25 protein-coding genes and 2 pseudogenes are annotated in these 26,227 nt (G+C 62.7%); 12 read left to right on the top strand and 15 right to left on the bottom strand.

Annotated features, from left to right (window positions below; translation table 11 throughout):
• Nucleotides 1–152 precede the first annotated feature (152 nt).
• From NKI67_RS13015 to NKI67_RS12995, 5 genes are all read right to left on the bottom strand, one after another.
• Entirely contained in the window at nucleotides 153–1,064 is a 912-nt protein-coding gene (locus tag NKI67_RS13015) for a DUF930 domain-containing protein (RefSeq protein ID WP_352587114.1), read from the bottom strand.
• Nucleotides 1,065–1,247: 183 nt separating this feature from the next.
• Entirely contained in the window at nucleotides 1,248–1,997 is a 750-nt protein-coding gene (locus NKI67_RS13010; RefSeq protein WP_352451446.1) for a glucose 1-dehydrogenase, read from the bottom strand.
• A 47-nt stretch (nucleotides 1,998–2,044) separates the two neighbouring features.
• Nucleotides 2,045–3,049 (bottom strand): sugar-binding protein, encoded by a 1,005-nt coding sequence (locus tag NKI67_RS13005; RefSeq protein WP_023677316.1) that lies wholly within the window; start codon nucleotides 3,047–3,049, stop codon nucleotides 2,045–2,047.
• 51 nt (nucleotides 3,050–3,100) lie between these two features.
• The gene (locus NKI67_RS13000; RefSeq protein WP_023677317.1) at nucleotides 3,101–4,162 is read right to left on the bottom strand and encodes an ABC transporter permease; all 1,062 of its coding nucleotides are present in this window, start codon (nucleotides 4,160–4,162) and stop codon (nucleotides 3,101–3,103) included.
• A 55-nt stretch (nucleotides 4,163–4,217) separates the two neighbouring features.
• Complete coding sequence (locus NKI67_RS12995) at nucleotides 4,218–4,958, bottom strand: ATP-binding cassette domain-containing protein (protein WP_352451444.1); 741 nt, start codon at nucleotides 4,956–4,958, stop codon at nucleotides 4,218–4,220.
• Nucleotides 4,959–5,401: 443 nt separating this feature from the next.
• Between NKI67_RS12995 and NKI67_RS12990 the strand changes: the two genes are divergently transcribed.
• Complete coding sequence (locus NKI67_RS12990) at nucleotides 5,402–6,835, top strand: coiled-coil domain-containing protein (RefSeq protein WP_352645503.1); 1,434 nt, start codon at nucleotides 5,402–5,404, stop codon at nucleotides 6,833–6,835.
• 132 nt (nucleotides 6,836–6,967) lie between these two features.
• A complete protein-coding gene (locus NKI67_RS12985) occupies nucleotides 6,968–8,530 on the top strand; it encodes a serine hydrolase (RefSeq protein WP_352645501.1) in 1,563 nt (520 codons plus the stop codon).
• Between the two features lie 19 nt (nucleotides 8,531–8,549).
• Here the strand turns inward: NKI67_RS12985 and NKI67_RS12980 are convergent, their stop codons facing one another.
• Complete coding sequence (locus NKI67_RS12980; RefSeq protein WP_352645499.1) at nucleotides 8,550–9,482, bottom strand: hypothetical protein; 933 nt, start codon at nucleotides 9,480–9,482, stop codon at nucleotides 8,550–8,552.
• A 265-nt stretch (nucleotides 9,483–9,747) separates the two neighbouring features.
• Between NKI67_RS12980 and NKI67_RS12975 the strand changes: the two genes are divergently transcribed.
• Nucleotides 9,748–10,188 (top strand): lipid-binding SYLF domain-containing protein, encoded by a 441-nt coding sequence (locus NKI67_RS12975; protein WP_352451439.1) that lies wholly within the window; start codon nucleotides 9,748–9,750, stop codon nucleotides 10,186–10,188.
• An 18-nt stretch (nucleotides 10,189–10,206) separates the two neighbouring features.
• Here the strand turns inward: NKI67_RS12975 and NKI67_RS12970 are convergent, their stop codons facing one another.
• Nucleotides 10,207–10,839 carry a TetR/AcrR family transcriptional regulator gene (locus NKI67_RS12970; protein ID WP_352645497.1) on the bottom strand — a complete coding sequence of 211 codons (633 nt, stop codon included), beginning with the start codon at nucleotides 10,837–10,839 and terminating at the stop codon, nucleotides 10,207–10,209.
• 705 nt (nucleotides 10,840–11,544) lie between these two features.
• Here NKI67_RS12970 and NKI67_RS12965 point away from each other — a divergent pair.
• Genes NKI67_RS12965 through NKI67_RS12955 form a run of 3 tightly spaced genes read left to right on the top strand, consistent with a single transcriptional unit; the run spans nucleotide 11,545 to nucleotide 15,328 of the window.
• Nucleotides 11,545–12,030, top strand: coding sequence for a (2Fe-2S)-binding protein (locus NKI67_RS12965; protein WP_031211962.1), 486 nt, complete (start codon nucleotides 11,545–11,547; stop codon nucleotides 12,028–12,030).
• Complete coding sequence (locus tag NKI67_RS12960; protein WP_352645495.1) at nucleotides 12,027–13,010, top strand: FAD binding domain-containing protein; 984 nt, start codon at nucleotides 12,027–12,029, stop codon at nucleotides 13,008–13,010. The genes NKI67_RS12965 and NKI67_RS12960 overlap by 4 nt, the downstream gene beginning before the upstream one ends.
• Nucleotides 13,007–15,328 carry a xanthine dehydrogenase family protein molybdopterin-binding subunit gene (locus NKI67_RS12955; protein ID WP_352645493.1) on the top strand — a complete coding sequence of 774 codons (2,322 nt, stop codon included), beginning with the start codon at nucleotides 13,007–13,009 and terminating at the stop codon, nucleotides 15,326–15,328. Before NKI67_RS12960 ends, NKI67_RS12955 begins: the two co-directional genes overlap by 4 nt.
• 231 nt (nucleotides 15,329–15,559) lie before the next feature.
• Here the strand turns inward: NKI67_RS12955 and NKI67_RS12950 are convergent, their stop codons facing one another.
• A complete protein-coding gene (locus NKI67_RS12950; RefSeq protein WP_352645491.1) occupies nucleotides 15,560–16,570 on the bottom strand; it encodes a zinc-dependent alcohol dehydrogenase family protein in 1,011 nt (336 codons plus the stop codon).
• Nucleotides 16,571–16,675: 105 nt separating this feature from the next.
• Here NKI67_RS12950 and NKI67_RS12945 point away from each other — a divergent pair, with 105 nt between their 5' ends.
• The gene (locus tag NKI67_RS12945; protein WP_352645489.1) at nucleotides 16,676–17,605 is read left to right on the top strand and encodes a LysR family transcriptional regulator; all 930 of its coding nucleotides are present in this window, start codon (nucleotides 16,676–16,678) and stop codon (nucleotides 17,603–17,605) included.
• Nucleotides 17,606–17,778: 173 nt separating this feature from the next.
• Here NKI67_RS12945 and NKI67_RS12940 read toward each other — a convergent pair whose 3' ends face one another.
• Together NKI67_RS12940 and NKI67_RS12935 are read right to left on the bottom strand one after the other, a co-directional pair.
• Nucleotides 17,779–18,549: a slipin family protein gene (locus tag NKI67_RS12940; protein ID WP_023680344.1), complete on the bottom strand. Its 771-nt coding sequence runs from the start codon at nucleotides 18,547–18,549 to the stop codon at nucleotides 17,779–17,781.
• Nucleotides 18,546–19,937 (bottom strand): NfeD family protein, encoded by a 1,392-nt coding sequence (locus NKI67_RS12935; RefSeq protein WP_352645487.1) that lies wholly within the window; start codon nucleotides 19,935–19,937, stop codon nucleotides 18,546–18,548. The genes NKI67_RS12940 and NKI67_RS12935 overlap by 4 nt, the downstream gene beginning before the upstream one ends.
• Before the next feature lie 86 nt (nucleotides 19,938–20,023).
• Here NKI67_RS12935 and NKI67_RS12930 point away from each other — a divergent pair.
• A pseudogene (locus NKI67_RS12930) lies at nucleotides 20,024–20,149 on the top strand (HAD family hydrolase); the annotation flags it as partial.
• A 76-nt stretch (nucleotides 20,150–20,225) separates the two neighbouring features.
• Here the strand turns inward: NKI67_RS12930 and NKI67_RS12925 are convergent.
• The 4 genes and pseudogenes from NKI67_RS12925 to NKI67_RS12910 form a co-directional block, all read right to left on the bottom strand.
• Entirely contained in the window at nucleotides 20,226–20,513 is a 288-nt protein-coding gene (locus NKI67_RS12925) for a hypothetical protein (protein WP_352457344.1), read from the bottom strand.
• A gap of 107 nt (nucleotides 20,514–20,620) precedes the next feature.
• Complete coding sequence (locus NKI67_RS12920; RefSeq protein ID WP_352645485.1) at nucleotides 20,621–21,157, bottom strand: RES family NAD+ phosphorylase; 537 nt, start codon at nucleotides 21,155–21,157, stop codon at nucleotides 20,621–20,623.
• Nucleotides 21,158–21,175: 18 nt separating this feature from the next.
• Nucleotides 21,176–21,523 carry an antitoxin Xre/MbcA/ParS toxin-binding domain-containing protein gene (locus NKI67_RS12915; RefSeq protein ID WP_023680350.1) on the bottom strand — a complete coding sequence of 116 codons (348 nt, stop codon included), beginning with the start codon at nucleotides 21,521–21,523 and terminating at the stop codon, nucleotides 21,176–21,178.
• A 146-nt stretch (nucleotides 21,524–21,669) separates the two neighbouring features.
• A pseudogene (locus tag NKI67_RS12910) lies at nucleotides 21,670–21,867 on the bottom strand (pseudouridine synthase); the annotation flags it as partial.
• A 134-nt stretch (nucleotides 21,868–22,001) separates the two neighbouring features.
• Between NKI67_RS12910 and NKI67_RS12905 the strand changes: the two are divergent.
• The 3 genes from NKI67_RS12905 to NKI67_RS12895 are packed head-to-tail and all read left to right on the top strand — an operon-like array spanning nucleotide 22,002 to nucleotide 24,583.
• A complete protein-coding gene (locus NKI67_RS12905) occupies nucleotides 22,002–22,511 on the top strand; it encodes a hypothetical protein (RefSeq protein ID WP_352645483.1) in 510 nt (169 codons plus the stop codon).
• Entirely contained in the window at nucleotides 22,501–23,853 is a 1,353-nt protein-coding gene (locus tag NKI67_RS12900) for a tetratricopeptide repeat protein (RefSeq protein WP_352645482.1), read from the top strand. The genes NKI67_RS12905 and NKI67_RS12900 overlap by 11 nt, the downstream gene beginning before the upstream one ends.
• Nucleotides 23,854–23,863: 10 nt before the next feature.
• Nucleotides 23,864–24,583 carry a hypothetical protein gene (locus NKI67_RS12895; RefSeq protein WP_156937484.1) on the top strand — a complete coding sequence of 240 codons (720 nt, stop codon included), beginning with the start codon at nucleotides 23,864–23,866 and terminating at the stop codon, nucleotides 24,581–24,583.
• Nucleotides 24,584–24,730: 147 nt separating this feature from the next.
• Here NKI67_RS12895 and NKI67_RS12890 read toward each other — a convergent pair whose 3' ends face one another.
• A complete protein-coding gene (locus NKI67_RS12890) occupies nucleotides 24,731–25,495 on the bottom strand; it encodes a pseudouridine synthase (protein WP_352645479.1) in 765 nt (254 codons plus the stop codon).
• A gap of 115 nt (nucleotides 25,496–25,610) precedes the next feature.
• Here NKI67_RS12890 and NKI67_RS12885 point away from each other — a divergent pair, with 115 nt between their 5' ends.
• Complete coding sequence (locus NKI67_RS12885; RefSeq protein WP_352569159.1) at nucleotides 25,611–26,201, top strand: DUF922 domain-containing Zn-dependent protease; 591 nt, start codon at nucleotides 25,611–25,613, stop codon at nucleotides 26,199–26,201.
• Nucleotides 26,202–26,227 lie beyond the last annotated feature (26 nt).

Here is a 26,227-nt window from a genome sequence, read left to right as displayed (position 1 = left end):
CGAAGCCTCCTCCCAAAGCCGTATGCTAGACTTCGGCAGCCGCTGACGAAAGCCACTTTTGGCGCGTGTTGGTTCGGCAGCCCGGAGCGCGCGAAGACATCGCCGGCCGGATTTGATGGCGCCGGCCAGCCAGCCTCCGTGGCCTCGACCACCTATTCGGCGGGCAACCCGCGGCGCTTCCATTCGCTGCGCGGCACCGGATCTCCGACACGGAAGGCGAAGGAAATGACTTTCGTCGCGTCCGGATCGACCTCGCAACGATAGCTCAAATCGTACCACTGCCCGTTGGCACGGAAGGCGGTCCTGGGAACTTGCATGATAGTGCCTTCCTTCAGCCTGAATGAACGCAAGAGGTCGGGAAAATAGGGGGGCGAGGCGCGGCGCAACTGTTCGCGCAATTCCGTGAGGCAGAGCTGACCGATCCGCACGGGGCGGGGTATATTACCCATTGCGCTTGTCGCTATCGGATCACCGGTTGCTGCTTCCGAGAACAACGTCTTGGCTTGCTGAAGCTTCAAGGGTTTTTGCTCCTTGGCGACGTTCGCTGGCTTGGGCTTAGGCGGCGCGGATACGCCAGGCGGCGGAGCCGAGACTTTGCCGCCGACCGCGGTCACGTCCGGCGCCTGTGCAAGGTCCTGTTTATTGGGATCTTGCGGCGCTGGCGGTTGTTCCGAACCATCCTCCGCACTGTTGCCGTCCAGAGACTTGCGAGGACCGGCGTCCTTCTCACCGAATTCGAAGACAGCTCTCTGCGCGGCGACCTCACGGCTCGTCGGCGTCTCGACCTTGGCTTCCGGCTGCTTTTCCGGCTTGGGCGGTTCAGCGGGGGACGGAGGTTTGGTTTTTTCCGGCGGTTTAGGGGGCGGCACAATATCCACTGCGATGGGCTGCTCCTTCTGCGGCTGCGGGGGCGACAGCGGCAGTGCGGACAAAAGAAGCGCGGCGGCGAGCAAATGCACGACCGCGGAGGCAGGCAAGGCCCACCCGAATACCCGGCGCTGATCCCTTATGTCGTCTCTCATTGTGACCGGTGTGTGGAATGAAATATTGGCGGCATCAAGCATCGATGCCGCCGGACGTCGAACTAACCCGTTGCGAATCGAAAGTCGGCGGCTGCAATACGGCGCGCCATCCAATCGTGTGGCGTCGGCGTCCGTGCAGGGGACCGGGCCAGCAGCGCATGCAGCAAGTCGTCATTTCAGGCGGCTAGCAGGCACGCCCTGCCGGCACGGTGTCGCCGGTTGAAATCACAGGGAAACCGATAGCCCGCCGTCAACCGCCAGCACGTGCCCGTTGACGTAAGCGGCAGCGTCGGAGGCGAGAAACACCACGGCTCCGCCGAGCTCCTCAGGCTGGGCCCAGCGGCCCGCGGGGGTTCGTGCCTCGACCCATTTGGTGAAGGCCTCGTCGCGCATAAGTGCGGTGTTGAGCTCGGTGGCGAAATAGCCGGGGGCGATCGCGTTGACGGTGATGCCGTGACGGCCCAGCTCAGCGGCAGTGGAGCGTGTCAGCCCGTGCAGGCCCGCCTTTGCCGCCACATAGGCGTGAATGGTGGGACGGCCAAGGATCGCTGCGACCGATCCGGTGTTTATTATGCGCCCGAACTTGTTTGGCAGCATCAGGCGCACCGCGTCGCGCATCATGCGGAAGCAAGCCGACAGATTGACGGCAACCACATGGTTGAAATCCTCGTCCTGCCATTCGACCAGCGGTTTCCGATGCTGGATGCCGGCGTTGTTGACCAGAATATCGAGGCGGCCGTGGCGTTCGACGATTCCTTCGAGCGACGCCCTTGAGATCGCCGCGTCGGTGACATCGAACGGCAGGGCTTCTGCACCGATCCTTTCGGCGGCCGCGGAAAGGGCGGCCATGTCGCGCGCATTGACGATCACCGTCGCGCCGTTTTCCGCAAGTGCCTTGGCCATGGCAAAACCAAGACCACGCGAGGCACCCGTGACCAATGCGACACGGCCCTTGAGCGAGAACAATTCCGGCATTGAGATCCCCTATGAAAAGGGCGGGAGTTTCCTCCCGCCCAAAAGCACTATTTGGCGACGCAAGTGTCGGCTGTCTCCGGAGTGCAGACATCGAGGCCCGTGTAGGTCGGGTCGGCCGGCGGAGCCTTGCCCTCCTTCATTTCCTTCAGCGCCATCATCGTCTTGTAGCCCATCTCGAACGGCCGCTGGCCGACCTGGCCAAGGGAGAAACCTTCCTTCATCTGGTCGATCTGTACCGGAAGCGTGTCGGCAACGACAAGGGCCAGGGCTTTCGAGGCGATCTTGTCCTTGTACGGTGCGACCGCGGCGCGGTTGGCATCGGGAATGAACTGCGGGAAGCCACCGGTTGGGACGAATGCGTCGAGGTTCGGGTTTTTCGCCATGATATCCTCGAACTGTTGCACCGAAAGCGGGAAATCATCGTTGGTGTAGAGCGGACAGCCTTCGATTTCGGTCCAGCCGTTCTGGCCCGTCAGCCGATCTCCGGGCGAGGCCGCCGATTTGGTGCCCGAAAGTGTATCGCGAATGCCCTGCATGCGCTCGTTGTGGTTGGCCGCCGCGGCGCCGCCGGACTGGATGCAGATCGTGCCGCCTTTGGGCTTGATCTGCATGACAAGCTTGGCGAGGTTCTCGCCGATCTCATAATTGTGCGTGCCGATATAGGCGACGCGCAGATCCTTGTTTTCGGGCAGGAGGTCGGAATCCCAGGTGAGGACCGGGATGCCGGCTTCCTTGGCGGCCTGCAGCGCAACCGCCATCGCCGCGGCGTTCGATGGCGACACGGCGATGCCGTCCACCTTCTTGGCCACGAGATCCTGTACGATCTGTACCTGCTCGTCGCCGCCGCCATGCTCGCCGGGGCCAATATACATGCACTCCACGGCGCCATTGGATTCGGCTTCGGCCTTCTTGCAGCCGTCGCGTGCCTGGTCGAAGAAAGGATTGTTCATGTTCTTCGGCACCAGGGCGAAGGTGTATTTCGCCTGGGCGCCGGAAACGGCGAGCACCATTGCGCCAAGCGCCACGGCGGCCGTCAGCAGATGTTTTTTCATGTGACGTTCTCCTCCTGGGTGTGATCCCGCAAGCCTCCCGCCGGCGGGTTTCTAGCGGCGTTTTTTGGGCATCAAGACTGCCAGCGACGCGGCGAGAATCGATTTGCCGCCGGTTTGCATGCCCAAAAGAACCGCAAGAACGATGAAGGCGCCGACGAAGGCACCCTGCCAGTTTGAATCGATGCCGGCCATCAGCAGCGCATTCCTGATCACCTCGAGGAAGGCCGAACCGATGATCGCACCGAAGGCCGTGCCGGCGCCGCCCATGAGGCTGGCGCCGCCAATGACTGTCGCGGCGATAACGCGCAGCTCGTAGCCTTGGCCCATGGCATTGATGGCCGAGCCGTTATAGCCGAGGAGCAGGAGCGAGGCGAGCGCGGCGGTGAAAGCCGAGAAGACATAGGCCTGGAATTTAATCCAGTTGACCGGAACGCCGGTGAGCCGTGCCGCCTCCTCATTGCCGCCGATGGCGAAGAGATGCCGGGCCCAGGCTGTGAAGTTGAATACGAAGCCGACAATCAGGGCCAAGATCACCATGGTCCAGAATTGTGACGACAGTTCTGGTATCCAATGCGGTGCCCAGTCGTTCGGACCATGCCGCGGCCATTTCCACTGACCGATTGCCTTCACGATCGGAGCATCGGGCCCGAACTGGTAGAGCATCTGGTTGGCCGAGAATACGACCGCCAGCGAGCGCGCGACGGACAGCATACCGAGGGTGACCACAAAGGACGGCATCCCGACATAGGCGACAAAGAATCCGTTGACCGCGCCACAGGCCAGACCGGAGAAAAGGCCCATGGCGAAGGCGACGTACCAGGGATAATGCCAGGTGAGGAACAGGCCGGCGACGATGACCACGAGACCCATGACGGAGCCGACCGACAGATCGATACCGCCGGTGATGATGACGATCGTCATGCCGAGGGCCATGATGCCGAAAGGTGCGAAATTGCGCGTCACATTGGCGACGTTTTCAGAGGTGCCGAAGCTCGGCTCCATCGCAGTCATCAACATGACGAGCGCGATGAGCGCGATCGTCACCCAGAAGGGCTGACTTGAAATCACACGCTGGAGAACTGTTTTTTCCTTGGTCGGGACGAAATCCGACATGGCCGGCCGGCCATGTTCTTCGACTGAGCCCTGAACGCCAACTGACTCCTGAACACTATTCGCCACGGATGGCCCCCGTTATCAGTCCAGTGATTTCCTCGGGCGATGTTTTGTCGGCTGGCTTGTCGGCAACTTTCGAGCCCCGCCTGAGGACGATAATGCGATCTGCCACGGCGAACACGTCAGGCATTCGGTGACTGATCAGCATGACGCCGACTCCTTGTGCTTTGAGGCGTCGGATCAGTTCGAGTACTTCCGCCACCTGGCGCACGGAGATGGCGGCCGTTGGTTCGTCCATCAGCACCAGCTTAGCATTTGAAAGCCGGGTCCGCGCGATGGCGACCGCCTGGCGCTGCCCACCCGACATCTTCCTGACGAGGTCGCGCGGCCGGGTTTCCGATTTGAGTTCCTTGAACAGCGCTGCCGAGCGATCGATCATCGCCTGCTTGTCAAGAATCCTGATCGGCCAGAAGCCTTTCTTGATCTCGCGCCCCAGAAAGACGTTCTGCGCGGCCGTCAGATTATCGGCGAGCGCCAGGTCCTGATAAACAACTTCGATCCCCTTGGCGCGGGCCTGCACGGGCTGGTGGAAGTGGCACACCTCGCCCTCGACTACAATTTCGCCGTCGCTCGGAGGAAAATTCCCGGCCACAGTCTTGACTATCGTCGACTTGCCGGCCCCGTTGTCCCCCATCAGACCAACGACTTCGCCTCGCTCCACCTGGAAGCTGACGTCAGTCAGGGCCTGGATAGCCCCGAAATTCTTGGAGACGTGGCAAACCTCAAGCACCGGCATCGCGGTCCTCCCGGGACAACATTTATCGGTCTTGTCCCTGGTCAATGCACAGCAGCTAATCAGCGAAACGTATTCAACACAATCATTTATTAGGTCAGGCCTTCCGGCCGTAACGCGCCTCGTCCGAGTGTGACTTGTAGCTGCTGCAGAGCACCGAGGCGCTCGGCCGATCCTTACAACAGTCACCAGGCGATCCTCATGCTTGCGCCGCTTCATATCCGTTTCGGGTGAAATGAGTGGGCATTTTTCGAGCGGTGCCAACGCCTCGGGGATGGAGCGCGGCAGAACACGTCATTCAAACACACGAGGACAGTGGCCAAGCCTGTCCCTAGCGTGCGTCGGCCAGAGCGCACGTCAGGAGATGAACCCGCATTCGGGGGAGGCGAGGGTCAAGTGTTGAAAGTCCGCTCCTTAACGGCGCTGCACGAGAGGGATATTCGGTCATGAATTTCAAAGGTTTGATCAAGCGTGCCGAGACTGTGGAGAGAGCGTTCAAGGAGCTCGAAACCGATTTGGCGGATGCGTTTAGCGAATGTCTCAACGTGGACGATCAGTCGCCGTTGAACGACGTCACTGTGCCGGATGAGACTGTATCGGATGAGAATCTCCCGGCAACGGATCACAGCTCGCAGCTCGAGGCCAATGCGGACGCCTTCGAGACCGCACGGCGGCTGACCCCCCATACGCAAACCCGGCTGGCTGCCTTAAGTGCGGTCGATGGGCTCTTTCACGACACGCAGGAGTATCTGGGGGAGATCAATGCGAAACTGTCGGAGATCGCGACCTCGCATCATCTGACAGGCGAATTCCTGAAACTCCTCCACGGCGACATTCTTCGCGCCAACGAATTGGAGCTGGCAAATACCGGCCTGACCGCGCAGCAAAGAGTGCTGTCCGAACAGCTCCACGAAGCGACCAGAAAGCAGCGCGAGCGCGACAGCGCTATCGAGGCCCTGCAGCAGCACGAGGCGAGCCTGGTCGAGGACAAGGAAGCACTTCGCGGCGCGCTGGCTGCAGCAAGGCTGGAACTCGTCGTGGCAGGCAATGCGAGCGCAAAACGCGAAGCCGAGTTCGGCGAGCTTGTCAAAACGCTCTCGGCCAGAGCGGTCGAGGCCAACAGACGCTCGCGCGAGAACGATATGCTGCGGGAGAAGCATGTCAGTCTGTCGATCGATCTCGACAAGGCGGTGAAACGGGAGGCCGAGGCGCGGCACAGGCTGGACGAACTCTCGACTATCCATGCCAATGACGCCGCGCAGGTTTCGGAACTGCTGGCCGCGCTTGGCAAGAGCGAGAAAGAGGAAATGCGGCTGCAGAAATCGCTCGATATGGCGCAGACGAAGCTGTCGGAAATGACGGAAGCGGCCCGCATCAGGGACGGTGACAGGGAAGCCGAACTTGCACGCGGTGTCGCGGAGATGACCGGCTTGCGTTCTGAAATCGAGGATCTCCGATCGCGACTGGAAGCCGCCTCCAACCACAACAGCGAAGCCGTCACCGAGATCGCCAGGCTCAAGGCTCAAGCGAGCGACGCGGTGGCCGAAAAGCAAATTGTCGAGCAAAAATTGTCCGCTCTCACGAAGGAGAGCGAAAACGACAAGATGAATCTTTCCGCGGTCAGCGCGAATTTTTCGCAGCTTTCCCTGCAGCAGGCTTCCGAACAGATACAGTTCGACGTCCAGAGGCAGGAATGCGAGGATCTGCGAGCCGAAGTCGCGTCGCTTCAAGCCCGGGTCAAGGAACTGTTGCCCTACGAGCGGCTCCACAAGGTCACCAACGCCAGACCGCGTGAAGACGGCGTGGTCGAGATCACCGCCGCGGTGGCGGAGAAGGCCCGCGCCAGCAGACGGCGCCTCCGCATGCGTGCCGCATCCTAGCTCAGGCGCGGCTGTCTGAATTTCGACTGGTGTGAAGCGGACATCCGTCAATGGATGGCGGGTCGAGCGTGAGGCTGGCCTTCCCTGCGTCGGCCTGCGATAGTGCACGCCGGTGAAGCGGAGGGGCTGAGCATGCGGCTGTTCACAAACCGGAATCACCTCCGGTGGAGGATGTTGGCCTTCATCGCAATCATGGTGCTTTTGCCGAAGGCGGCGTCGGCCGATACCATTCCACCCGACAGGATCGCCGCGGCCATTGCGAAGCTCGAATTACTGGCCGAAGGCGTCGTCGCGGATGGTAGCGTACCTGGTCTCGCCATCGGTGTCGTGCACGGCGACGAGGTGATCTTCCTCAAGGGTTTTGGGCATCGCGAGGCCGGCAAGCCGGAGGCCGTCGACGCCGACACGGTGTTCCAGATCGCCTCGCTCTCCAAGCCTGTCTCCGCCACGGTCGTGGCGGCGCTGGTCAGCGGGGGGATCGCTTCGTGGGATTCGAAGATCGCCGACCTCGATCCGGCTTTCCGGCTCGCCCAGCCCTATCCGACCAGCGAACTCACGGTCCGCGACCTGTTTGCGCACCGCAGCGGGCTTCCCGGCACCGCCGGCGACGACCTCGAGGACATCGGCTATGACCGCGCGGAGATCCTGCGCCGGCTGCGGTTCGTGTCGCCGTCATCGAGCTTTCGTGCGGGCTATTCCTACAGCAATTTCGGACTGACCGAGGGTGCCGTCGCGGCCGCGAAGCCGACGGGCAAATCGTGGGAAGAGGTCGCCGAAGAGAAGCTCTACCGTCCGCTTGGAATGGCCTCGACCAGCTCCCGTCATTCGGACTTCATCAAGCACGCCAACCGCGCCGAGCTCCACGCCAAAATCGATGGCGCCTGGACCGCGAAGGTCCAGCGCTATCCGGATGCGCAGGCGCCAGCAGGCGGCGTCAGCTCCACCGCACGCGACCTCTCGCAATGGATGCGCCTTGTGCTCGGCAACGGGGTCTATGCCGGCAAGAGACTCATTGCCGCCGATGCGCTGGAACAGACACATATTCCCTTGATGGTTCGCGGCAAGAACCCCGTCTCCGGAGGCGAGGCCTTCTACGGCCTCGGCTGGAATATCGAATTCGGCCGGCACGGGCTGATCTGGGGTCATGCGGGCGCCTTCAGCACCGGCGCACGCAGTCTGGTGATGCTCTTCCCCGAGGAGAAGCTTGGCATCGTCGTCATCGCCAACGCCTTTCCGACAGGCGTGCCGGACGGGCTGTCCGACAGCTTCGCCGATCTCGTCTTCGACGGAACGCTGGGCAAGGATAAGATAAAGGCATGGAATGATATCTATGCGAGCATGTTCGGCCCGGTGATTGCGGCGGCCAAGGCCACCTATGCCGCGCCGCCTTCTCCAGCAAGTCCGGCCGAGCCGGCCAGTGCCTATGCAGGCCGTTACTTCAACGACTTCTTCGGCGAAGCTATTGTGTCGGGCGAAGGAGACGCTCTTGTCCTTAAGGTCGGGCCTGCCGGTGCGCGGTCTTATCCACTGAAGCATTTCAACCGCGACCTCTTCGTGACCTTCCCCGATGCCGAGATGCCGGACAGGCCTTCGGCTGTCAGCTTTGCCCTCGGCCCCGACGGCAAGGCGTCGGCCATGACCGTTGATTTTCTCAACGACAATCATCTCGGTACGCTGCAGCGCGTGGGGGATTAGCCACCGGCGGTGAGGGAGCCTATGCCGGGCCGAACTGAAGCAATTTGAAGCAATTGTCGCTTCCCGACTTCAACTGCGTCAGGAAGGGTTTCGACCGGTCGAGCCATTCCTGGTGCGATCTGGCATCGGGTTCGATCTCATTGGCCGGTGCAAGCTTGACGAAGTCGCGCCCCTTGCTGAAAAGCCAGCACGCGCGGCCAAGAAACCGCCTGCTGCGCTGGCGCAGCAGATCGGCATCATAAAAGACGTCGAGCACCTCCTGCTTGATCTTCCGCTCCTTTTCGGGATTGGCAATCGCAACCTCGATCGGCTCGCCGCCGATCGCATCCTGCAGGTCCTTGTAATCCAGGGCGATCTGGGTAGTGGCATATTTGATGTCGCTCTCGTCCCGGACGATGTTGAACCAAAGCATTGGGTTGAGCTCGTTGACGACGAACGATGCTTCGAAATCGCGCGACAGATTCAGGATATCGAACCCCTGAACATCGACGTCGCGCTCGACCAGAAGGATCTGCGAAACCTGCTTGGCGAGCGCCGTTCCGTGGGCGCTGACGGCGGCATTGTTTCCACCGAGTTCCGGACTGACATAGGCGCCGCCATCATCCAGCAGCTCATCGAATTCGCCGAGGGCCTCCACGACAGCGCTGTCGCGGGCAACACGCGCCGCCAGTTTGGCGAGAACCTGCTGGAGCTCCGTTTCGCGTTTGCGCTGGTCCTGATAGTTCTGCTGGAAAAAGAAGATGAACAGGGACACGCCAATCCCGATCAGGATCACGCCCAGCTGCGAAAAGATATTGCGATAATATTCCAGCAGCTTTTCACGATGGCGTACGTCGTCACGCACACTGTGCGCCACGCGAAGATTGACGATCAGCGAAACGACCAGGAGCCCGGCGCCGACCAGGATCAGGCCGCCGATCAGCAGGTAGCCATGGCGTGAGTTGAAGTCCATTCCTTTGCCGCGCTCCCGAAACCCCAGACAGCGCAGACTAATACCATTCCACCTCAACACCTACGATCATCCCCACCATTCGGCCACTGTTCTTACAGCCAGGACTACGCTCGCCATCCGCCTCGTTTCGTGGCGGTCTTCTCGCAGCCGGATTCAGGCCGCGTGCTTGGAACCAATGACGGGCGAGACTGTTCAGCTATGACTTTGATACGACGCCGACGTGCCCGGCCGGCTGGGCATGCGGCGATCTTGAGGAGTTCTCATCATGAAGATTTCGTCCAGATTTCGTTCAGTCGCAGTTGCCGTCATCGCTGCGGCGGCAGTTAGCTTTGCCAGCGTCGCGCATGCCGACAGCGGTACGATCCGCTTCGCCGTCTACAAGGCGGCCTTTTTCATCGGCGGCTCCGGAGGCGAGGGCACACTGACCTTCCATGGTCGCCGATATCCCATCTCGGTCGGCGGCATCTCGGGCGGCCTCGCCTTCGGCGCCTCCAAGACCTATTTCAAAGGTACCGTGCGCCACATACGCCGCGCCCGGGATGTGACGGGGGTGTACGGTGCAGCGGGCGGTGGCGGCGCGCTCGGCAAAGGAGCCCAGGTGATCGTCATGACCAATGACAAGGGCGCCCAACTCGAACTCACGGGCAGGCAGGTAGGCCTGCAAGTCAATGCCGATCTCAGCGGTATGAGCATCTCGCTGAAATAAGGACAGTCACTGCATTCGTTATTCCTTGGATGGGTCGGATTTGGCCGCTCCAAACCGCAGCCCATCCATCAGCAGCGACACCAATCGGCGCGAGCGGTCGCGCCAGTCCTTGGTGTCCGGGGCCGAATAGATGCCGCCCAGCGCATGCAGCACGTCGGAGGCATCGACATCGCCGCGGATCGAGCCGTCGGCGACCGCGGCATCGATCAGCCGCCGCAAGGCGAGCGTCACCCTGCCCGAAACGTCGGAGAACAGGGTTGAGTTGGTCGTGAGCAGGATGCGCAGGCTTGTCGACAGCCCGCGCTTGGTGGCGATGTAGTCGACGAAGCGCTGCATCCATTGTTCGAGCGCCAAGTCGGGCGCATGATCGCGGGCGAGTTCGTCGGCCGCCTGGCACAGTCCTTCCACTTCGCGCCGATAAACCACCTCGACCAGGTGCTCGCGGGTTGGGAAATGCCGGTAGAGCGTGCCGATGCCGACGCCGGCCTGGCGCGCAATCTCCTCCAGCGAGGCATCGACGCCTTGCGCGGCAAAGGCTTTTGCCGCGACCTCGACCAGCGCATCGCGGTTGCGCTGCGCGTCGGCGCGCAGCGGTTTTGCAACGGCGGCTTCGGTTTTGTCTCCAGAAATGACGGGCGGCTCCGCGGCCAATTTTTTCTCCAGTGCTGATCCGAAGCATACCCGGATAGGCAGGCCCCGTTTCAAGAACGCAGACGCTTCCACCTTCGTTACGTCTCCGACAAATATAATCGCAAGTAAATATAATCACAGGATCGAGTCTGGGCCGGCGTTCCGGCAGGCGAGGCATCTTGCCCGCCTCCGGTGCACGGCCGGTGGATGACGACGGAGGATATTTCCTCGCGGCCGGCACTCCTCATCTGTTCGGCCGATGCCGTGGGGCAAAAATGAGCCCACGTTGAGCACGATCCCCTCAGGATCATTGGACTGTCCTGCCCCTACAGACAGTTCAGAGAGCACCACCGGCTTGGGCCGGTGGTGCTTTTTTGTCTCCAGGCATGACGGCTGGCTGCCCTGCCAATTTTCTCCAATTTTGATCATTTTCGATCCTGGGCTTGAACACGGCGGAGCAGGCCCTTAGGTAATAAGCGGAGGCGCCTCCGATTGTGGAGCGCCTTTCTCATGTAATCACGGGATCGGGTATGTCACGTCTTTCGACCTCGCAAGCCGCAGCCCTCCCCGAGGTCGCGCCAAGTCGAACCGACCCCCTCTGCCCTGCCGGGCATCTCCCCCGCAAGGGGGGAGATTAGCTCACCTAGCCATAAGCTGATCTTGCCGCTCGCCGGCCGGGCACCAGATCATCCCCTCCCGCGTCAAGCAACTGGAGCCAGACGCCCCATGACAAGCAAAACCCGAACTCCAATCCAACTTCGAATCAACGGACATCGACATGAGCTGGAGGTCGAACCGCGCGTTACCCTGCTCGACGCCTTGCGCGACCATCTCGGGCTGACCGGCACCAAGAAGGGCTGCGACCAGGGCCAGTGCGGCGCCTGCACCGTTCATATCGACGGCCAGCGCGTGCTGGCCTGCCTGACGCTTGCCACTCAGGCTGAAAGCAGGGACATCACCACCATCGAAGGGCTTGCCGGGGAGGATGGCACGCTGCATGCGGTGCAGGCCGCCTTCCTCGAACAGGATGCCTTCCAGTGCGGCTATTGCACGCCGGGCCAGATCATGTCGGCGGTCGCCTGCATTCGCGAAGGCCATGCCGGCTCGGATGAGGAGATCCGCGAATACATGGCCGGCAATCTCTGCCGCTGCGGCGCCTATCCGCATATCGTCGCCGCCGTGCGCCAGGCGGCCGTGGAGGCCGCGTCATGAGGGATTTTTCGTATCTCCGCGCCAGCTCCGTCGATGCAGCCCGTGAGGCAGCAGCACTTCCCGGCGCCATGCTTTTGGCCGGCGGCACGACGCTTGTCGATCTCGCGAAATGCGGCGTTGCCGAACCCGAGACCGTGGTCGACATCACCCATCTCAAGGGACTGGACACGATTGCCGTTGATGACCGGGGCGCCACGATCGGCGCGCTGGCCAGGATGAGCCGCGTCGCCGACCATGCCGATATCAAGAGCCGGTTCCCTGCCGTTTCGGAGGCGCTGTGGCAGGCGGCATCGGCGCAGCTGCGCAACATGGCGACGATCGGCGGCAATCTGATGCAGCGTACACGCTGCCCCTATTTCCGCGATCCGGCGAATTTCCCCGCTTGCAACAAGCGCTCGCCCGGCAGCGGCTGCTCGGCGATCGGCGGCATCACCCGCGGCCATGCCGTGCTCGGCACCAGCGAGGCCTGCATCGCCACCTATCCCGGCGACCTGGCGGTTGCACTCGTCGCCTTCGACGCGATCGTTCATCTCGGCGACCGTCAGGTCGCCGTCGATGATTTTTTCCTGTTGCCTGGCAGCACGCCCGAAAGGGAACATGCGATCGAGCCCGGCGAGATGATCACCGCGATCAGCATTCCCGCTTCGGCCGCCGCCCGCCGCTCGACCTATCTCAAGGTCCGCGACCGCCAGTCCTATGAATTCGCCGCGGCAAGTGCTGCGGTCGGCATTGAATTCGAGGCCGACGGAAGGACAATTCGCGATCTGCGCGTCGCGCTTGGCGGCGTCGCCACCAAGCCATGGCGCGCCCTTGCCGTCGAAGAGGCGCTGAAAGGCAAAGTGCTCGAGCCGAAGGTCGTCAGGCAAGCCAGCCTGCTCGCCGTCGAGGGCGCTGTCGACCATGGCGCCAACCATTACAAGATCGAACTGGCGCCGCGCGTCGTCGCCCGCGCCATCCTCAAAATGGGAGAAACGGCATGACCGTTCACGAGTTGAGAACAAGACCCGGCGATGCCAAACGCGGCGACGCTTCGGACGGTGCCGTCCTCGCCGATCAGGTCGGCGGCCGGCTGTCGCGCGTCGACGGCCCGGCCAAGATCACCGGTGCCGCCAAATACGCCGTCGAGCAGCAGCTCGAGGGGCTTACCCATGCGGTGCTGGTCGAGAGCACCATTGCCGCCGGCCGGGTGCGTTCGATCGACACGGCCGCGGCCAAGGCGTCGCCCGGCGTGCTGCTGGTGCTGACGCCCGACAATATCCTGCCGCTGAGAACCGCAACGGACTGGCTGGGTACGCCGCCGCCGGACGTCGCCTATTGCCCGCTGGCGCGCGACATCACCTTCAGCGGCCAGCATGTCGCGGCGGTGGTGGCCGAGAGTTTCGAGCAGGCGGTCGCGGCCGCAGCGCTGGTCAAGATTGCCTATGACGAGGCGCCGGCGATCGTCGACCTCAGCGATCCAAAGGCCGGCGACGGCATCCCCGTCGATGCGATGACCAAGGAATGGGGCGAGGCGGAGACAGCGTTCGCCTCGGCTCCGGTCAGGATCTGCAACGGCTACAACACGCCGCGCGAATACCAGGCGCCGATGGAGCCGCATGGCCTGATCGCAAAGTGGCAGGGCGACCAGCTGACGGTCTGGGAGCCGAGCCAATGGCTCGACGGCATGGCGCGGACCTATGCCGAATGGTTCGGCGTGCCGTTCGAGAATGTACGACTGGTCTCGCCCTATATTGGTGGCGGCTTCGGCTCCAAGGCGTTTGCCTATGGCTACGGCGCTGTAGCGGCAGTCGCCGCGAAAATGCTGGGACGGCCGGTGAAGCTGGCGGTCACCAGGCCGCAGACCTTCACCGCCTATGGCGGACGGGCGGCGACGCGCCAGACCGTGGCGCTCGGCGCCAACGCGGAGGGCCAGATCCAGTCGATCGTGCATCGCGGCGTCAACGAGACCTCGGTCGACGGCATGTGGGTCGAGCCGCTCGGCTCGGTCACCTCGGTCATGTACGCGACGCCGAATTTCTCGTCGCGGCAGAACGTCGTGCGGGTCAACACGGTGGTGCCGGGGGCATTGCGCGCGCCGGGCGAGAACCCGAGCGCCTTCGGCATCGAAAGCGCCATCGACGAGCTCGCCTATGAGGTCGGTATCGATCCGCTGGAAATCCGGCTCAGGAACTATGCCGAGCAGGATCCGCATGCGAAGAAACCGTGGTCGACACGGCAGCTGCGTGAGGCCTTCGCGGCCGGCGCCGAAGCCTTTGGCTGGTCGAAGCGGAACCCCCGGCCGCGTTCGATGCGCGACGGCAACCAGCTGATCGGCTGGGGTGTCGCGGCAGGCACCTACCCGGTGCGGCGCGCCTATGGCGAGGCGGTCGTGCGCATTCTCGCCGACGGCTCGGTCGAGGTCGAAAGCTCATCGATCGACATGGGGCAGGGCACCTACACGATCCTGGCGCAGACCGCCGCCGAGGTGGTGGGCGTGCCGGCGGAAAACGTCGTCGTCAAGCTTGGCGATTCCCGCTATGCCCGTGCCGGCGTCACCGGCGGTTCGCGGCTGGCCGGGGTGATGACCGGCGCCGTCCACAAGGCGGCGAGTGCCGCGCTCGACCAACTGATCGGGCTCGCCATCAGCGATCCGGCTTCGCCGTTCCATGCACTGCAGGCCAACACGCTCGTCGTCGCCAATGGCCGCATCGCTTCACCGCGCGGCAACGGCCCTGAAGTTTCCATCGCCGAACTGCTCAGCAGCGTCGGGCGCGAGCATATCGAGGCGAAGGGCGACACCATGCCGGCCAATTCGACGGTCGAGGACCGCTACAAGAACTACACCACCATAGCCATGGCGCTGCCACACACCGAGGGCGACCATTCCCGCCACAGCTGGTGCGCGCATTTCATCGAAGTGCGCGTCGACGAGGACTTTGGCACGGTTCGTGTGTCGCGTGTGGTGTCGGCGCTGGATTCGGGCCGGCTCTACAACCCCAAGCTCGCCGAAAGCCAGTGGAAGGGCGGCATCATCATGGGCATCGGCCAGGCGCTGCTCGAGGAAGGCATCGTCGATCGCCGCCACGGCCGCATCGTCAACAACAACCTCGCCGACTATCTCATCGCCACCAATGCAGACATTCCCGACATCGAGGTGATCTCGGTCGGTATTCCCGATCCGCATTCCTCGGTGCTGGGCGGCAAGGGGGTCGGCGAGCTGGGCATCGTCGGCGTGGCGCCGGCGATCGCCAACGCGGTATTCCACGCCACCGGGAAACGGGTGCGGGATCTGCCGATCACGCTGGAGAAGCTGATTTAGGCGGAGGCGGTAGAACTGCCAATCCCCTCTCGTGGGGGAGATGCCCGGCAGGGCAGAGGGGGGCGTGAAGGATCGCCGGCGTTCAGTTCAACTTGATGAGCTGAGAACCTCACGTGGGTGCGCGAACTGCTATTGCCTGATAGGCTGGAGGGAGAGCGCCCCCTCTGTCCTGCCGGACATCTCCCCCACGAGGGGGAGATCGGCAGCTTCAACGCCGCTCCTTTTTCAGGCTCACCACGACAGACTGAACGCGAGCTTGCCGAAATGCCGGCCGCCGGCCGCCATATGGGCGTAGGCCTCGGTCGCCTGGTGCTGGCCGTAGACCGTGTCGATGACCGGATCGATACGGGCGGCGCCGATGGCGCGCGCCGCGTCGCGCAGGTCGGATACCGAACCGGTGTTGTTGCCCACAACCTTGAGTGCCTTGATGATGATCGGCAGCAGGTTCGTGGTGGCCTCGGCGCCGGTGACGAAGCCGATGGCGAACACCGTGCCGCCGGGCGCCGCGGCATTGATGGAGCGGGCGAAGGTGGCCGAGCCGCCGGTTTCGACGATCAGATCGGCGCCGAGCCCGTCGGTCAATTCGAGCACCTTGGCGTCCCAGTCCGTTGTTTCGCGGTAGTTGATGAGGTGATCAGCACCCAAAGCCTTGGCGCGGGCCAGCTTTTCGTCCGACGACGAGGTGATGATGACCGTGGCGCCGGCTGCCTTGGCCAGCTGCAGGGTCAGGATCGAGACACCGCCGGTACCGAGCAGGACGACGACCGACCCCGGCCCGGCATCGGCGGCGCGAAGCGCATTCCACGCGGTGGTGCCGGCGATCGGCAGCGTCGCTGCCGCTTCGAAGGACAGATGCGCCGGCATCGGCACAACGGCATTGGACGGCAGCGCGACGTATTCGGCGAGCGAGCCGGGCAGCGTCAGCCCGCGCATCTCTCTGGTCTCATAAGGCCGCGGACGGCCGCCGATCCAGCGCGGTTTTGCATGGGCGATGACGCGGTCGTTGATGGCGAGCCTCGACACGCCCTCGCCGATGCCGACGATCTCGCCGGCGCCGTCGACGACGGGAATGAGCGGAAAGCTCGGACCTGGATAGTTGCCGCTCGCTATCGCGACATCGACAAAATTGAGGCTTGCGGCGCGCAGGCGGATCAGCACTTCGCCGCGCTGCGGTTCAGGCGTGGGAACGGTGGCCGCGCGAAACGCGTCCAGTCTCGGGGCAGTCAGTTCGATCGCTTTCATGTCTCACTCCGGTTGATGGCCGATTGACGGGCCGGGATTGAGTGAAACTAGCTGCTGCGCTATTGGTATATAATCCTTGGCTTTTACATTTGAGCTCTGCGCCTGATGCAGCAATCGCACGAACCGGCAGCATTGGTCGAAATGGCCGCCTTCGCGGCAATCGCCGAAGCACGCTCCTTCACCAAGGCGGCTGCTCGCATCGGCCGCGACGCGACGATCCTGTCGCGGCGCCTTGCCTCGCTGGAAGAGCGGTTGGGCGTGCGCCTGCTGCACCGGACGACACGAAGCGTGTCGCTGACCGAGGCGGGTTCGGAATTTCTCGTCCGCGTCCGCACCATCCTGGCTGCGGTCGACGAGGCCGAGGCTGTCGCGTCGGCGCATGCCGGCGGCGGGCCGCGCGGCGTGCTGCGGCTGGCGCTGCCCGGCTCGTTCGGGCGCATGTGGATCGGCCCGCTGCTGCCCCAGTTTCTCGCCGAATTTCCCGACGTTCGTATCGAGGCCGAGTTCTCCAACCGCTTCGTCGATCTCGTCGCCGAGAATTTCGATGTCGCCGTCCGTCTCGGCGCACTGGAGGATTCGCGGCTGGTGGCGCGCAAGGTCGCGACACGGCGGCGGCTGCTGTGCGCCGCGCCGTCCTACCTCGCCCGCCTGGGCACGCCGACTGCGCCGGAGGCGCTGCTGGAACACAGCTGCCTGGGCTTCTCGGGTTTCCAGACCTTTCCGGCCTGGGAGATGACCGACAGTTCGGGCCGGCGCGTCAGTATCGAGGTCTCCGGGCCGCTGGTCACCGACGACGCCGAGGTGCTGGTCGAAGCCGCCGTGCAAGGCGTCGGACTGATGATGAGCACGGATTGGCTGGTCGGACGCGAACTCGCCGACGGCCGGCTGGTGCCAGTGCTGGAGGACTGGACACTCGCCGATGAAGGCGCGGTCTATGTCGTCATGCCTTCGGCCAAGGGGCAAGCCGCCAAGACACGTGCCTTCGCCGACTGGATCGGCAAACGCTTTGCGCCGGTCCCGCCGTGGCGGAGGTGAGGGTGCTGATCTCCCCCCTCGAGGGGGAGATGTCGCCGAAGGCGACAGAGGGGGTCGCGGCGCGTGGAGCGTCAGCGCCATCTCTCGTGGAGGAAGGCGTCGGCGATCTATGTGAGACGACCCCCTCTGGCCGCTTCGCGGCCATCTCCCCCTCGAGGGGGGAGATTACGCGCTCAGCCGCCTCCGCCTCCACCACCCTGCTTAATGAAATGACCGAGCAGATCCATCGGCACCGGAAACACGACCGTCGACGAGCGCTCACCGGCGATGTCATGGAGAGCCTCGAAATAGCGTAGCTGCATGGCCTGCGGTGCTTCGGCCAGCATCTTGCCGGCCTCGACGAGCTTTGCCGCCGCCTGCTGTTCGCCGTCGGCATTGATCACTTTCGCACGCCGCAGCCGTTCCGCCTCGGCCTGCTTGGCGATGGCGCGGACCATGTTCTCGTTGAGGTCGACATGCTTGATCTCGACATCGGAGACCTTGATGCCCCAGGCATCGGTGCGCTGGTCGAGAATCTCCTGGATATCGCTGTTGAGCTTGTCACGTTCGGCCAGCATTTCATCGAGCTCATGCTTGCCGAGCACCGAGCGCAACGTGGTCTGTGCCAGCTGGTTGGTGGCGGTCATGAAGTCTTCAACCTGGATCACCGCCCGCTCGGCGTCAACGATACGAAAATACAGCACCGCGTTGACCTTCACCGAGACGTTGTCGCGCGAGATCACGTCCTGCGGCGGGACGTCCTGGACCACCACTCGCAGGTCGACCTTCACCATCTGCTGCACGAAGGGGATGAGGATGATAAGGCCGGGGCCCTTGACCCCGGTGAAGCGGCCGAGCGTGAAGACCACGCCGCGCTCATATTCCCGCAGGATGCGAATGGCCGCGGATAGGAACATGACCACGACGAGCGCTGCTGCCAGATAGGCCACATAACCGATGATCATTGCCTTGCTCCATCGCTTCTCACATTGCGGCGCCGTATCGTCAGCACAAGATCCCTGACATCGGCCACCTCGACGCTGTCGCCCACTGCAAGCGGTTCGTCGGCTTTTGCCCGCCAGCGCTCGCCCCGGGCGAGCACGTGGCCCTCGCTGCCCTGCCAGTCGAGGACCTCCGCCGGCAGCCCCTGCATGGCCTGTGCGCCAACACGCGGAACGTTCTTGCGGGCCGCCCACAGATAGCTGCCGGTCAGCAGCGCCAGGCCGAGCGTCAGGACGGCGGCGGTGCCGATAACGGCCCACGACATCTCGAAGCCGGGCCCCTCGATCCTGAGCAGCATGGCTGCGCCCAGCAGAAACGCAGCCACGCCTCCCAGCCCAAGGACCACAGTCGGGTTCAAGGCTTCGACGACCAGGAAGATGATGCCAAGCAGCATCAAGGCAAGGCCGGCATAGCTGATCGGCAGGAGATTGAGCGCATAGAGGCCGAGCAGAAGGCAAATCGTGCCGATCACGCCGGGCGCGACCGCGCCCGGGCTCGTGAATTCGAAGACGAGGCCATAGACGCCGACCAGCATCAGGATGACGGCGATGTTTGGGTCCGTGATGACGGCGAGAAGCTGGATGAGCCAGCCTGGCTCGAGCGTTTCGACCGGCAGCCCTTTCGTCGCCAATGCCTCTTTCTTGCCGGCGATCTCGACGGTCCGGCCGTCGGCCAGTTGAAGCAGTTCGGTGGTGTCGCGGGCGACGAAATCGATGACATGCTGCTGCAGCGCCGCGCCGGCCGACAGGCTGGCCGCCTCGCGCACGGCCTTTTCTCCCCATTCGGCATTGCGCCCGCGCAATTCAGCCAGGCTGCGGATCAGGGCAACGGCATCGTTCGTCGCCTTGGCGATCATCGCATCGCCCGCGGGTGCGTTCTTCTTGTACTTGTCCGCCTCGGGGCCATCGTTCTTGCCGCCGGGAAACGATGGCAGCGGCCCGCCCATCTCGATCGGCGTTGCCGCGCCCAGATTGGTGCCGGGCGCCATCGCCGCCAGATGGGTGGCGTAGAGGATGTAGGTTCCGGCGCTCGCCGCGTGCCCGCCGGCGGGCGCGACATAGCCGATGACGGGAACCGGCGAGGCGAGAATGCCGGCGATCATCTCGCGCATGCTGGTGACCAGCCCGCCGGGCGTGTCCATCTGCAGGATGAGAGCCTGGGCGTTTCGGTCCGCGGCCACCGCCAGCGCTTCCTCGAGCTGCCTGGCACTCGCCGGACCGATGGCGCCGTCTATCTCGACGCGCAACACAATTTTCTCCCGGCCGTCCGCCTCTCCGGTTGCGGAAGAGGGACAAACGGCCGCAACAGCCACGAAAGCCGCGGCAAGCAGGACCACACGCGCGAGTTTCACGCTCAAAGCTCCACATCTAGGAATATGGGCTGGATTTTGCCGAAATCCATGATGCTTCGCGGCGGGTGACGCATCGCACGGTCCTGCTGGGCGTCGGCCTGCTCAGCGGCGGCTACGGCACCGAGAAGCTCCGCCAATCGGGCGCGTTTCGCGTCTATGAAGATCCCGACGACATGCTGCGCCATTTCGACGAAGTCGGCGGCCGCACATGAAGGCGACCGGCGGGCTGTCGTCGTCATTCGATCATACCTATGTCTCTTGCGCATTGGAGCCATCTCTAGCGGGCTTCTATTGCGCGGCATCCTCCTGGATTGTCTGTTCCTGGATTCGGGCGGGTGCCCCGAGACACTGATCGTAGCCGATGGTGCAATTATTCAGACATTCGTTGCGTCCCTTGATGGATCGGACGCTATTGTAGTCGATCGGCACAGCCTGGCATTTCTTCTGGCACGCCTGGTCCTTCTCGGCGCAATTCGTGCCGTGGCCCTTGGGGTACTTCTTCGTGGTCGCTTCAGCGTTCAATGGCATGACGGCCAGCAGCGCCAGCAGCGTCGGTATCAGTCGGAGCATACGCATGGATCCTCCCTTGCGCGTTAGACCCTCTACACTTGGAGGCAATGTTAGCGCGCCACTTCCGCTGGCCGCGTCACCCGTGCGGGGGATGGACGGCAGCGGGGCCGCCGCTAAGTCCAGTCGATTTCCCCGTGATCGGTTCTTGTCGTTATCGCTCCGGCCGGCAGCCGATCACAAAACGCGACGATGTTCAGGCAGTCATATCGCGCGCTGGGCACGATCAGACCGTCATAATCGAGGAAATGCGCGACCTCGCCGATGTCTTGCGACCTCGGATATTCGGCGTGCTTTTCCTGATACGAAAGCTGCCCGTAGCGCGCGGTGTCGAGGCCAAGGGTCTGCAAGGCTGCCAGGTCGAGCAGTCTGAGCGTCCGGTCCAAAGCAAGATCGATCTCGAAGAGATTGTATCTGACGCGCGAAGGGATCACTGGCTGCCCCCGCGTCAGGTGGAATCTCATCTCGCTCAAGGCACCTTCGCGCTCTTGCGAGGTGTAGAGCACGTCGAACGTTCCATCGTCCCAACGGCCGCCGGAGCTCGAGCACTGGATCGGGCTGCGGCCCTGGCGCACCACACGCCAAACCGTCCGGGAGTATTCGACCGGAACCATTTCCTCGATAGCATCGATGAGCCGACTGTCTCGTCTCATCCGCCCGGCGATCGCCAATTACAGAAAGACCTCGTTCTCAAGCCGGTCGATGACTTTGAGCACGTCGAGGGCGCGGTCGTCGTGAATGAGATCTATCGCCCTTTCACCGTTCAATTGCGGGTGGCGAGCGTAAAGCCAGGTGCGGATATCGCTTGGCTCGTAGAATTCCTGCAGTCGGCCGACGATATAGTGCAGGTCCGACAGAATGAGCTCGCTGCGCGGCTGGGGCTTGATGTCGCCGGCCTTCCACCTCGAAACCGTGGCCTTGGACACGTCGGTGATGTTTGCAATATCGGTTCCCTTGAGGCCGCCAAACGTACCCAATTCGTCCAGGAACCTGGGGACCGCCCGCAACGCCGTGCTCATGCTTTTCTCTCCGGCTGCCGAGCCACTTCGCGTCGGACCAGCCCTTCAATTGCGCTGTCGCATTTCGGTTTCATAAAAGGAAAATATGAAACAGGAATGTTAATGTCAATCACCCGTTCGGTGCGAAGGCCCCTGAAGCCAGCACTTCAGGCCTGAAGTAGCGCCAGCTCTTCCGCGCTCAGATGGCGTGCCTTGCCTTTGGCAAGCTCGCCGAGCTGCAATTGGCCGATCGCCACCCGCACCAGGCGCAGCACCTCGATATCGTAGGCGCCAAGCAGCCGGCGGATGTGGCGGTTGCGGCCCTCGTCGAGCACGATCTCCAGCCAGGCGGTGCTGGTGCCGCTTCCACTCGATCGAAAATCAATCGCCTGAATTGCTACAGCGCCCTGTCGCCGGTAATGCCACGGGACAATTTGTTTTGTATAGTCCTTGATGCCACGTGGCCGACGATGGTTCGATGACTTGGGAGGGGAAGATCATGCGAAGCGGATTGGCGAAATTCGTCGTGGCGAGTTGCGTCGCCGCTCAGGTCGTCCTGCAAGCGGCGCAGCCGGCGTTTGCCGCGCCGTGCGGCTGGACGGCGAAACTGGAGGAAGAGGAGGGCGGCAAAGTGCTGATGGCGTCGGTCTGCGGCGGATCGAATGGCGGCGCCCAGCTGACGCTGGCCTGTTTCGGCAAGCCGACGCTGAGCTATGATTTGGGCGACAGCGGTCCGCAACTGGAACCCGGCATCGCTTCGTTCGCGTTCAAGGCCGGCGGCAAGGCGGTGACCAAGACGCTTCAACTCGAAGAAATGTACAACACCTTCACCGTGGAATTGAGCAGCACCGACCCGCTGTTGGCCCTGTTGCGCTCCAAGGGCGAGGTCACGGTCGCCTCGGGCAAATATGGCGAGAACAGCTTTCCGCTTGCCGGCTCATCCGCCGCCATCGGCAAGGTGCTGGCCCAGTGCGGCAAAGCCAAGGCTTCTTCCGACAATGACAACTGATGAACCCCTTACATTTCAATTTGAATCGCGCGAGACGTTGGTGGCGAAGATAGAGCGTGATCCCGCTAACCTCGATCCCTGGACAGGGCTTGTCGAACTGGAGGCCGAGGAAAGCAGCCTGGACACCGCGGTGTCGGTTCTCTTGCGGGCAATTGATGCTGTATCCGACAGGGAACAGCTTTGGCGATTTGTCGACAATTTTGTCTGGTTTTGCGGAGTTGCCGAAGGGCCGACTATGGCTTTGAGCGAAGCGAGCGTCCATGCCTTCTACGAGCGGTGGAAAATCGATACGCACCGTAGCGCGCAGACGAGCCTTTTCTTCGCTCAGCAGTTCAAGAAGCTCAATCTCCCTGACTTATGTGCCGAGAACGTTACGCGCGCAGAGGGCGAGGTGCACACCGGGCGGGACTATATCCTGCTTGCCTTGTTCCTGCGCGACAAAATGGAAACGTTCCTGCGCGACAAAATGGAAACGCCGCAGCTGGCTTTGGCCGCCTTGCAACGGGGAATAGCCGCGCACCCGCGCAACGCGATCATCTGGGATTGCGTTGCCGACACACACCGCCTTGGGAACTCGGCGCGGGAGATCGCGGAATCCACCTATCAGTCATTCAAGCAATGCCGCCTCGATGCAACCACAGAAGATGCCTGCGTCGCCTGGGCATCGTTCGGTCAGATGCTCGATGCAATCGGCAACTATTTATCGGCTGAAGAGGCCTATCGCCAGGCAATAGAAATTGATCCGCGCTATCGCTGGGCGACAGGGAAGTTGTCGGGACTGCTACGTCGCCGGTTGGCCCGCTACCATGAAGCTGAAAAGCTTGCACTGCGGTGCGTTGAAATCGATCCGGAGCACGCATGGTCGTGGTTCAATCTCGGCTTTGTCTATCATCATCATCTGGCCCGTTTCGCCGACGCCAAGGCGGCGTATCGACGCGCGATTGAACTCAAGCCGGATTATGTCAAGGTGTGGGAAAATCTGGCAGCTCTGATGGCGTTCGAAACAGACACGCCCACAGAGGCTCAAAAGGCGTTCGACAAGGTGTTCGGACTCTCGGGCGTTTCAGCTTGGACCTATAATCAATACGGTATTTTTCTTCGCGAATTGACGGACCGGTACGACGAGTCAGAAAAGGCGTTGTTGCACGCGATCGAAATGGAACCGACCGAGTGGTCCCATAGGCTCGCTTTGGCGGTCCTGTATGAGAAGCGCTTGCTGAGGTTCGAGGAGGCTCGCAAATTTCTACTCGAAGCAAAGGAACATGGTGCTCCGATTGACAATATCGATTATCGCTTGGCCTTGATTGCACAACGCCGTCGCCCTCTGAAGGTAGTCAAGTAAAGGAACGGCCGTGAAACGTTTGGTGTGGTCGATTTTTGCCATCCTATTTTCGACATGGGCTCACGCCCATGTTCCACCAACAGGCTCGGCTTATGCGAAGGATTTGTTCGCCAAGTTGGATGAACTTTTGCAGCAGCGCCGGATTGAAGGCAAATTGCCAAATCTTGAAGATCCAACGGACCGGGATCTACTGCACAAGATTTGGGACGGCGGGGCTTTGATAGGTTCGCCGCCATACGATGAGGGCGACCTGGTAGCACTGTCTTTCGTAATGGACAGAAGTCGGTCGCTACTCGCGCTCTATAGCCAAAATAGCTCATTGCCTCTGCAGGATGAAGCTACGCAGACATTCGCGCTTTTGATTCGGGCTGCTGCCGCTTCGCAGATAGCTTTCAATGATTTCCTAGCGCACCAACCTAACGCTGCCGAAATGTTGCGCCCCAACGGAGCCAAAGCTCGAGGAGGCATAGAGAAAATGTTTCGTGGCGCCTCGATTTTTCTGGCTGACCCGGCTCTGAAGGAGGGAAACAAGATAGTTCTTGTTGAATCGCTGAGAGCAGATGGTCCCTATCTCGCGCAGAGCATCTCTCCAGACCATCGCCAGGCCCTGATCGATTTGTTTGTCCCGTTGGTTGGCCAGCTTCCCATGCCTGCCCAAGAATCGCTCAAGATTTTTATGCAGGAAATCAACGCCGCCGGCTGCGATCTGTGGTGTGCTGACGGAATGTAATACCGACAGACATTGGTATCGGTCGAACCCGTGTGAGCGGTCGGTCAGGAATATCCGCCAAAGCGACCCTTGTCCCGCCCGCGCTGCTTGCTGCGTCACGTGGGCTTCGACTGGCAGCTGCCTGACTATCGAGTCGCCGCCAGCCGGCTAGGCCTGAAGCATCGCCAGCTCTTCCGCGCTCAGATGGCGTGCCTTGCCTTTGGCAAGCTCGCCGAGCTGCAATTGGCCGATCGCGATCCGTACCAGGCGCAGCACCTCGATATCGTGGGCGGCGAGCAGCCGGCGGATATGACGGTTGCGGCCCTCGTCGAGCACGATCTCCAGCCAGGCGGTGCTGGTGCCGCCGCGCAGCAGCTCGATGGACCGGGCCGTCAGCAATTCGCCGTCGACTGTCGCGCCGGCGCGCAACCGCGCCAGCATGGCCTCGTCGGGCAGCGCGCCGATCTGCACGTGATAGGTCTTGGCGACATGCGAGGCGGGATCGAGCAGGCGCTGCGCGAAGCGCGTGTCGTTGCTCATCAACAGCAGGCCTTCGCTGGCCTTGTCGAGGCGGCCGACCGGCGAGACGAAAGGCAGGTCGAGGCCTGCCAGGCAATCATAGACGGTGCCGCGGTCCTGCGGGTCGTCGCGAGTGGTGACCAGCCCGCGCGGCTTGTTGAGCATCAGATAGACCTTGCGCTCGGCGGCGACGCGGCGGCCGTCGACCTCGATGCGATCGCGGCCTGGATCGACGCGCATCGAGCCGTTGCGCACGATCTTGCCGGCGACCCGCACGCGCCCCTCGGCAACCAGAAGCTCGGCCTGCTTGCGCGAGCACAGGCCAAGCTTCGACAGCGCGCGACAGAGGCTGACGCCGGGAGGCTGGGCCCGGGGGGCAGGGCGTTGCCGGGCAATGTTCGGTCGCGGCGACATGATGTTGCCTGTGGATTCTTGTATACGAGCATCCCACTATAGCCGGCCGCCGGCTATGTCCACGGAAGGGAACTGCATATCGTTTGAGTCGTGCGCAGCGGCTGCGAGGACTTGCATGAAAACAGCCATTCGCCTTTGCCTGCTGCTCGCCTTCCTGCCGACATCGCCGGCGCATGCCGGCTGGCAGGCGGTCGAGAAGGTCGAGACCTATGCCATCTCAGGGCAATCCGGGCCGGAGCTCTACGCCTCGATCGGCGGGCGCGGGCCGCTGCTCGGCGAACGCCGCGTCATCGCGCATACCAATTTCAAGCTGACCTGGGTGAGGGACTACCAGCCGCAAGGCGACGCCTGCGTGCTGGTGTCGGCGCAGCCGAAGCTGATCATCACCTACACCTTGCCGAAGCCGGCCGCGCGGCTGCCGGGCGCAATCCAGAAGAACTGGGAGGTTTTCGCAGCTGGCCTCGCCGCCCACGAGAAGGTGCACGGCGCCAGCATCGTCGACATGGTGCACAAGATCGAGGCGGCCACCATTGGCCTGACCGTCGCCGATGACCGTGGCTGCAGCAAGATCAGGATCGAAGTGACGAGACGGCTCGCCGGAATCTCGCAGGCACAACGGCAGGCGAGCCGCGATTTCGACCGGGTCGAATTCGGCCCGGGCGGCAAGTTGCGGCAGCTTGTGTTCACGCTGATGATCGGCGGATGATGCTGCAGGGCTGCGGGGGCGGCGCA

This window comes from Mesorhizobium sp. M0408 (assembly GCF_040321495.1).
Lineage (GTDB): Bacteria > Pseudomonadota > Alphaproteobacteria > Rhizobiales > Rhizobiaceae > Mesorhizobium.
The sequence above is the reverse complement of the archived record's forward strand: the minus strand, read 5'-3'. Positions and strand labels throughout refer to the sequence as shown.